We start from the raw sequence: 6,959 nt of genomic DNA on the forward strand, positions 1-6,959 counted from the left end.
CCCGCATTCAACGAGTCGTCGCAACACTTCGTTTGCCGGCCGAGGTTAGCAGTTCGTTGAGAGCCTCTGCAGGGGTCAGCCATGCGAGCGTCTTGCGTGGCCTCGTGTTCAAGGCCAGTGCTACAGCCTGGAGATCGGTCGCTCGATGTGCGCTGAGGTCAGTGCCCTTAGGGAAGTATTGGCGCAGCAGCCCGTTGGTGTTCTCGTTGGTGCCACGCTGCCAGGGACTCTGCGGATCGCAGAAATAGACCTCCAGTCCCGTGTCGATCGATAGCCTCACATGTTGGGCCATCTCCGTGCCTTGATCCCAGGTCAGAGACTTCTTCAACTGCTTCGGCAGCGATTTCATTGCGTGAGTAATTGCCTGGCGGACGGCTTCGGCTCCGTGGCCAGCCAGTGCGGGGCCTCGCTTATCGCGCGGCTGCTGCCGGTGACCCGGCATCGCCGGCAGATGCAGCAGCATCGTGAATCGCGTCGTCCTCTCCACCAACGTCCCGATAGCCGAGCTATCCAATCCGAGGATGAGGTCGCCTTCCCAGTGGCCAGGCACAGCCCGATCCTCAACGCTGGCCGGCCGTTCACTGATCATGACCTCCGGCGTCAAGAACGCCTTTCCGCGACCTCGGACACGTTCCCTCGGCATGCGCAGCGCACGGCCTGTGCGCAAGCACGTGGTCAGTTCGCGGCGTAGCGCCCCGCGTCCCTGCACGTAAAGCGCTTGATAGATCGCTTCGTGGCTGATGCGCATCGAGGAGTCGTCTGGAAAGTCAATTTGCAGCCGGTGCGCGATCTGTTGTGGGCTCCACGCTCGTGACCATCGGCGAGCTTGCCGTCGCCCGCGTCGTCGGCCGTTCCAAGCCACTTGTGGCCCTGCGATCGTCCTACCTCCTGGCGTCGCAATGTTGCCGGCGAGGCGATCCTGCACGTACTTTCGCAGCGCAGGGTTCGTCAGCAGCTTCGCCGCCTTGGGCCTCCTTGCAGCACGATCAGCATGCCATTGCGCCGTGTGAGCACGGTACTCCATACCGCCACCGCGGGTCGCAGCGTTGCGGCGCAATTCGCGCGAAATCGTTGAAGCGGCACGCCCGAGTTGGCGCGCGATCTCCCGGACACCCTCGCCGCGGGCGCGCGCCAGGGCAATTTGTTCGCGCTCGCCGAACGAAAGGTATCGGCCGGTGGGCTCCGGCGCTGACGGTGCGAGATGAGATGGTGGCATACCGCCACATTGTCGGAACCACCGCGTACCTACGGCCACGGACACACCAGCAACCCCCGCAGCGTCCTCGCTGGTGAGCCCTCGGGCGATCGCCTGCCAGAACGGCCATCTCGCTGCGCGATGCAAGACAGGTGGGCGCCCTGGTGAGCGCAACTTCGCGCGCAGGGATCGCCTCGTCTTACCCGTTTTCACGTCCATTTGAATCTCCATTGTGGACGTGTTGCGACGATGGGTTGAACCCACCCAGTACAGAATGGAAAAATACCGCCGCCATGACCCAGCGGGGGAGATTCCCGGCATTCGCGGCGTGAGCCGAGCCCATGCGCGGGGAGTGGCAATGAGCAGGTGGTCAGCTTGCGCGCGCTGCCTGCAAGGCCTCGAGGGCCGCGCGCAAGTCCCCCACGACCACCCGGCAGGGCACGCCGAGCATCAGGTTCAGCGGCAGCCCGAATTCCTCCAGCTGCCAGCCCGCCGCATCGAGCAGGCCCTCGCCCACGGCGTGCGGATGACGCTGGCGAATCCGTTCGGCGAAGCTGCCGTTGTCCGGCACATAAGCCACCACGGGCTTGCCGCGCGCGATCGCGTAGCCAACTTCGAAGCAGGTGCCGCTGTCCGGCTCCGGGCCGCGAAAGAAATCGAGGTTCGCCACGACGGCGTCGCAGGCATCGATGTGCGCGACGTTGGCGCGGTAGATATGGGCCGCAAGCGCCTGCGGGCTGGCGAGCTCAGGCAGCGTATCGGCCAGCGGGAAGACGCCCGTGAAGCCGTAGTCGGCACACAGGGCAACGAGGCGCCGCCCGTGTTCGGCGGCGTCCGGCCGGAACACGTCGGGGCCGGCGAGATAGAGGCGTTGAGGAGGCACGGCCGCATTGTCGCGGCCCGCGCCATGCTCGCCCGCGCTCAGCGTGCCACCGGCCGGGCGACGCTCTTGGCGTGGCTCACGGCGACATCCGTGGCGAGCCGGTCGGTGGCCACTTCCTGCTCGTCTTCGTGCTTCAAACGCACGCCCGCCACCACCATCAGCACCGCGAACAGCGCCATGTAGCGATGCTCCTTCTTCTTGTTGCCGCTCACCAAAGCCGCGAACAGGGCCAAGGCGCTCGCGACCAACAGCAGTTTGATCTCCATGTGCAGGTTGCTGAGAAATTCCATCGAGGCTCCTGTTGCGCTAGCCCGACCTTAACAAATGCGCAGGATGGCCGCCACTCGGGCGCCCGGCGGTCCAGCGCGACTGTGGCGACGACGGCACGCACCGGTCGGCCACTGGCGAGGCAAACGAGGAAAAACAACGCAAGCGCCAGAAGCGACCGGGATTCACGGCCGAGGCCGGCTAGCATGCCCCCATGAGCATCCTGAGGTACCTGCGCAGTGCACTCCATGGCCGGTCGGAAAAGGTCGAAACCTGGAGCACGGCGAAACTCACCGAGATCATGGTCCTGCTGCATCAGCAGCTGCATCATCCGTCGTTGACGGGTCGCCAGCGCAGCGAGATCGAAGAGGAACTCGCCCGCATCACCCGCGAGATCGAGAAGCGGGGCCTCGGCTCCTGAAGCCCGCCGCCGCGGCTTGGCGCCGCCGGAAAAAGAAAGCCCGCGCAATGCGCGGGCTGAAGCATGGCGTTGTTTCAACCTGAGGAGCTGATCGACGTAGGTCCATGCAGAACGTAGCTTAGTGCAGGAAAAAGCATCCGGCACGTGGCGACTCAACTGCTTACAAGCGCGGCACCTTCGTGGCAGGCACCTTCGGCACCTTCGCTCTGCCAGGCTCCGCGCCAGCGGGACGAAAGTGCATTCAGCGCTGACCGGCGGCGGCCGCAGCCGGTGCGATCCAGGATTCGCGCCGCGCCAGACCGGGAAAGAGGCGCCACCACAAGGCCACCACGAACAGCGTGCCGACCCCGCCCATCACCACCGAGGCGACCGGCCCGAACAGGGCGGCCGTGGTGCCCGACTCGAATTCGCCCAGCTGGTTGCTGGCGCCAATGAACATCGAGCTCACGGCGCCGACCCGGCCGCGCATCGCGTCGGGCGTTTCGGTCTGCACCAGCGTCTGCCGCACCACCACGCTGACCATGTCCGCCGCGCCCGAGACCCCGAGGACGGCCAGCGACAGCAGGAAGCTGTGGGACAACCCGAACAGGATCATGCAGCAGCCGTAGACCGCAACCCCCGCAAAGAGGCGACGCCCTATGCCCTGCTCGATCGGCGACCGCGACAGCAGCACCGACATCAGCAGGGCCCCGACCGCCGGCGCCGAGCGCAGCATGCCCAGGCCCACCGGTCCGACATGCAGGAGGTCCTTGGCGAACACCGGCAGCAGCGCCGTGGCGCCACCCAGCAGCACGGCCAGCAGGTCCATCGAGATGGCCCCCAGCAGGATGCGATTGGCCCGCACCAGCCGTACCCCGGCGAGCATGGCGCGGCCCGTGTCCGGCTCGCGCGCGCCCGGCTGCCACGCGTAACGGATAGGAATCACCAGCACCAGCGAGACGAGCAGGAAGACCAGGGCCGTGCCGTACACCGCCGCGCCGCCGATCGCGAACAGCAGGCCAGCGAGCGCCGGACCGCCGATCACCGCCGCCTGGTACACCGAGGAACTCAAGGCCATGGCGCGGGCCAGCAGGCGCAGCGGCACGATGCTGCCGACCAGCGATTGCTGGGCCGGCCGCTGGAAGGTGCTGGCCGCCCCGAGCAGCACGGACACGCCGATCAGCAGCTCGCGCGACAGCCATCCGGCGAGCGTCGCACCCAGGAGGATGGCGGCGCCCACGCCCTGCAGCGCGACCGCCGCGGCGACGATGCGCACGCGGTGGAACCGATCGGCCGCATGCCCCGCCACCAGCGTGAGCACCAGGACGGGCGCGAACTGGAACAGGCCGATGAGGCCGAGGTCCCACGCGCTCCCGGTCAGCTCGTACATCTGCCAGGCGGCGGCGATCATCAGCATCTGCGTGGCCGCACCGCCGACCATGCGGGACACCAGCAAGCGCACCAGGCCTTCGACTTCCCGCAACTCCCGCACGTTCGACATCGGGCCGATTCTAGGCGGCAGGGCTCGCCGGCACCCGGCACACCACCGCGTCGCCGCAGGCGATGCGCCCGCCGCGCAGCACGCGTGCCGCTATTCGAGGGTGAAGCCCACCTTCAGCGTCACCTGCCAGTGGGCCACGCGGCCGTCGCGAATGTGGCCGCGGGTCTCGATCACCTCGAACCACTGCATGTTGCGCACGCTCTCGTTCGCCTTGGCGATCGCCGTGGCGACGGCGTCCTCCATCCCGCTGGTGGACGATCCGGTGAGCTCGATGGTCTTGTAGACGTGATCGGACATGGCGCCTCCTTCGTGGACGCCGCATTGTGATCCGATTGCGCTCTGCGCCGACGCCCGCGGCGGGGCGCAACGGGTACAGTGAAGTCTTTCCCGCAGTACCCGCCCCGCCATGTCCCAGCCCCCCATCCAGCAAGCAGGAGCGGCATGAACGCCCCCGACGCCCCCGTGCGCCTGCGCTACGAGGTGGACCTGTCCTACCAGGTCAACGCCGGCGGCGCCGACTTCATCTTCAACGTGCAGGCGGCGCGCACTCCGCGCCAGCAGGTGCTGTGGGAGTCGCTCACCACCACGCAGTTCGTGCCGCTGAACGAATACTGCGACGCGCAATCCGGCGGCCGCTTCCTGCGGCTGCACGCGCACCCGGGAGAGCTGGTGCTGCGCTACGCGGCCTTGCTCGATATCCAGCACCATCGGCAGCATCCCGCCGACGTGCCGGAGATCCCGATCGCCAGCCTCCCCGGCCCCGTGCTGCCCTTTCTCTACCCCAGCCGCTACTGCGAGTCGGACAAGCTGAACGCATTTGCGATGCAGCAGTTCGGCACGCTGCCGCAAGGCTACCTGCGGGTGCAGGCAATTTGCGACTGGGTGCAGCGCAACGTGCGCTTCGAGTCCGGCAGTTCCAGCGGCACGACCGGCGCCTGCGACACGCTTGCGCAAGGGCGCGGCGTCTGCCGCGACTGCGCCCACCTGATGATCGCGCTGTGCCGGGCCGTCAACATCCCGGCCCGCTTCACCACGGGTCTCGACTTCGGCGCCGACCCGGCGCTCGGCCCCACCGATTTCCATGCCTACGTCGAGGCCTATCTTGGCGGCCGCTGGTACATGTTCGATCCCTCGGGCACGGCCATCCCGATGGGCTTCGTGCGGCTCACGTCGGGCCGCGATGCCGCCGACTCGGCCTACGCATCGATCTTCGGCGACGTCGCGCCCTTTGCCATGGCCTTGGGCATCCGGGCGGAAAGCGGCGTCGACGGCGTGCTGCGAGAGCCCTACCGCACGCCCGACGCCCTGTCGACCACGGACGTGTGAAGCGCCGCGCGACCGCGCCGCCTCACCGGCGCACGAACTTCTGCACGCGCTTGCCGGTGTCCACCTCGCCGGCATAGAGGTTGCCGCGCGAGTCGATGGCCAGGTCGTGGACCCAGTGGAATTCGCCGGCATAGCGGCCCGGCCGACCGATGCTGCCGGCTACCGCGCCGGTGGCGCGATCGATGGTCCAGATCTGGTTGTTGCGGCCGTCGGCGAGCAGCAGCCATTGCTGCCCCGGGTCGCGCGACAGCACGATGTCCCAGACCGAGCCGTTCGAGGTGGTCTCCGGTTGCACCATGAATTCGCGCACGAAGCTGCCGTCCTTGTGGAACACCTGGACCCGGTTGTTCAGGCGGTCGCACACGTACACCAGCCCGTCCTGCGCTACCCGCACGCAGTGCACCGGCGTGCCGAAGTTCTGCAATTGCGCCTGCGTGGGTGGCACGGTGCGCCGCGACTCCACCTTGTCGTCCACCGGCGCGCGCCCGTAGGCGCCCCAGTGCCGCTTGTACGCGCCGGTGTCGGCGTCGAACACGATCACGCGGCGGTTCTGGTAGCCGTCGGCCACGTAGACCTCGTTGGCCGCCGCGTCGACCTCCACCGCGGCGGGCCGCCCCAGGCGCGTGAGGTCGGCGTTGATGGTCTGCGGCCCGGTCTTGCCGATCTGCATCAGGAAGCGGCCCTCGCGCGTGAACTTCAGGATCTGGCCGTCGTTGTTGCCGTTGCCCGTGATCCAGACGAAGCCCTTGGCGTCCACGTGCACCCCGTGCTCGTTGCCGGGCCAGTCGTAGCCCGCGCCCGGCCCGCCCCAGGAGCGCACCAGTCGACCGTCGGGTGCGAACTCCAGCACCGGCGGGGCCGGCAGGCAGCACGCGCCCTGCGGCGGCCTGGCCGTGGCGCCGGCCTCGTCTTCGGTCAGGCTGGCCGGGCGCTGCAGCACCCAGACGTGGTCGTCAGGACCGGTGGCCACGCCACTGACCTGTCCCAGGATCCACCGGTTGGGCAGCGGCTGCGGCCAGGAAGCGTCGACCTGGTAGGCCGGCGGTCCGTTCGCGGCCACGGAGCCAACAGGACCGGCGCAACCCGCGCTGCCCAGCAAGCAGGCGAGCGCGACCGGAAGCGAGAACCACTGCAACAAAGCCATCGATGTCTCCTTGCATCCCGGCCCCGACAGACCATACTGGCGGGACGAATCCCCAAGGAGCTTGCGATGTGCTACCTGGTTCGTCAACTCCCGTCTGAACTGCCCGCGAGCGATGCCGTCGCGGCGCCACCCCTGCCAAGCCTGCCCCCGCGCTGGGCCGGCGCCGCTGCGGCGACGCTGGTGGGTGGTCTCGCCCTCGCCGCGGCCCTGGTGTCGCCGCAGGCCGGGCCCGAGCGGCAGGCG

The 6,959-nt window shown here is 68.3% G+C and carries 8 protein-coding genes; 2 read left to right on the forward strand and 6 right to left on the reverse strand.

What is annotated here, in order from left to right:
* Positions 1–7: 7 nt before the first annotated feature.
* The 3 genes from JWP60_RS00785 to JWP60_RS00795 all read right to left on the reverse strand — a co-directional run bounded on the left by JWP60_RS00785 (position 8) and on the right by JWP60_RS00795 (position 2,368).
* On the reverse strand, positions 8–1,414 hold the full coding sequence (locus JWP60_RS00785; protein WP_299785422.1) for an IS30 family transposase: 1,407 nt from the start codon (positions 1,412–1,414) through the stop codon (positions 8–10).
* Between the two features lie 151 nt (positions 1,415–1,565).
* A complete protein-coding gene (locus tag JWP60_RS00790) occupies positions 1,566–2,078 on the reverse strand; it encodes a nucleoside 2-deoxyribosyltransferase (protein WP_299785424.1) in 513 nt (170 codons plus the stop codon).
* A gap of 38 nt (positions 2,079–2,116) precedes the next feature.
* On the reverse strand, positions 2,117–2,368 hold the full coding sequence (locus JWP60_RS00795) for a hypothetical protein (RefSeq protein WP_299785426.1): 252 nt from the start codon (positions 2,366–2,368) through the stop codon (positions 2,117–2,119).
* 191 nt (positions 2,369–2,559) lie between these two features.
* On the opposite strand from JWP60_RS00795, the gene JWP60_RS00800 reads away from it, so the two are divergent.
* The gene (locus JWP60_RS00800; protein WP_299785429.1) at positions 2,560–2,766 is read left to right on the forward strand and encodes a hypothetical protein; all 207 of its coding nucleotides are present in this window, start codon (positions 2,560–2,562) and stop codon (positions 2,764–2,766) included.
* Positions 2,767–3,007: 241 nt separating this feature from the next.
* Here the strand turns inward: JWP60_RS00800 and JWP60_RS00805 are convergent, their stop codons facing one another.
* Together JWP60_RS00805 and JWP60_RS00810 are read right to left on the reverse strand one after the other, a co-directional pair.
* The gene (locus tag JWP60_RS00805; RefSeq protein ID WP_299785431.1) at positions 3,008–4,246 is read right to left on the reverse strand and encodes an MFS transporter; all 1,239 of its coding nucleotides are present in this window, start codon (positions 4,244–4,246) and stop codon (positions 3,008–3,010) included.
* Between the two features lie 90 nt (positions 4,247–4,336).
* Positions 4,337–4,543 carry a dodecin gene (locus tag JWP60_RS00810; RefSeq protein ID WP_299785433.1) on the reverse strand — a complete coding sequence of 69 codons (207 nt, stop codon included), beginning with the start codon at positions 4,541–4,543 and terminating at the stop codon, positions 4,337–4,339.
* Positions 4,544–4,687: 144 nt separating this feature from the next.
* Here JWP60_RS00810 and JWP60_RS00815 point away from each other — a divergent pair, with 144 nt between their 5' ends.
* Positions 4,688–5,572, forward strand: a complete 885-nt coding sequence (locus JWP60_RS00815) for a transglutaminase family protein (protein ID WP_299785435.1) — start codon at positions 4,688–4,690, stop codon at positions 5,570–5,572.
* A 22-nt stretch (positions 5,573–5,594) separates the two neighbouring features.
* Here JWP60_RS00815 and JWP60_RS00820 read toward each other — a convergent pair whose 3' ends face one another.
* Positions 5,595–6,716: a hypothetical protein gene (locus JWP60_RS00820; RefSeq protein WP_299785437.1), complete on the reverse strand. Its 1,122-nt coding sequence runs from the start codon at positions 6,714–6,716 to the stop codon at positions 5,595–5,597.
* Between the last annotated feature and the right edge of the window lie 243 nt (positions 6,717–6,959).

The organism is Ramlibacter sp. (genome assembly GCF_028291745.1).
In the GTDB taxonomy this organism is placed as follows: Bacteria; Pseudomonadota; Gammaproteobacteria; order Burkholderiales; family Burkholderiaceae_C; genus Ramlibacter.

Bases quoted from the DNA above. Each gene is read 5' to 3' on its own strand.
- JWP60_RS00785 (WP_299785422.1), bottom strand. From the start codon at position 1,414: ATGGACGTGAAAACGGGTAAGACGAGGCGATCCCTGCGCGCGAAGTTG.
- JWP60_RS00795 (WP_299785426.1), bottom strand. From the start codon at position 2,368: ATGGAATTTCTCAGCAACCTGCACATGGAGATCAAACTGCTGTTGGTC.
- JWP60_RS00800 (WP_299785429.1), top strand. From the start codon at position 2,560: ATGAGCATCCTGAGGTACCTGCGCAGTGCACTCCATGGCCGGTCGGAA.
- JWP60_RS00805 (WP_299785431.1), bottom strand. From the start codon at position 4,246: ATGTCGAACGTGCGGGAGTTGCGGGAAGTCGAAGGCCTGGTGCGCTTG.
- JWP60_RS00810 (WP_299785433.1), bottom strand. From the start codon at position 4,543: ATGTCCGATCACGTCTACAAGACCATCGAGCTCACCGGATCGTCCACC.
- JWP60_RS00815 (WP_299785435.1), top strand. From the start codon at position 4,688: ATGAACGCCCCCGACGCCCCCGTGCGCCTGCGCTACGAGGTGGACCTG.
- JWP60_RS00820 (WP_299785437.1), bottom strand. From the start codon at position 6,716: ATGGCTTTGTTGCAGTGGTTCTCGCTTCCGGTCGCGCTCGCCTGCTTG.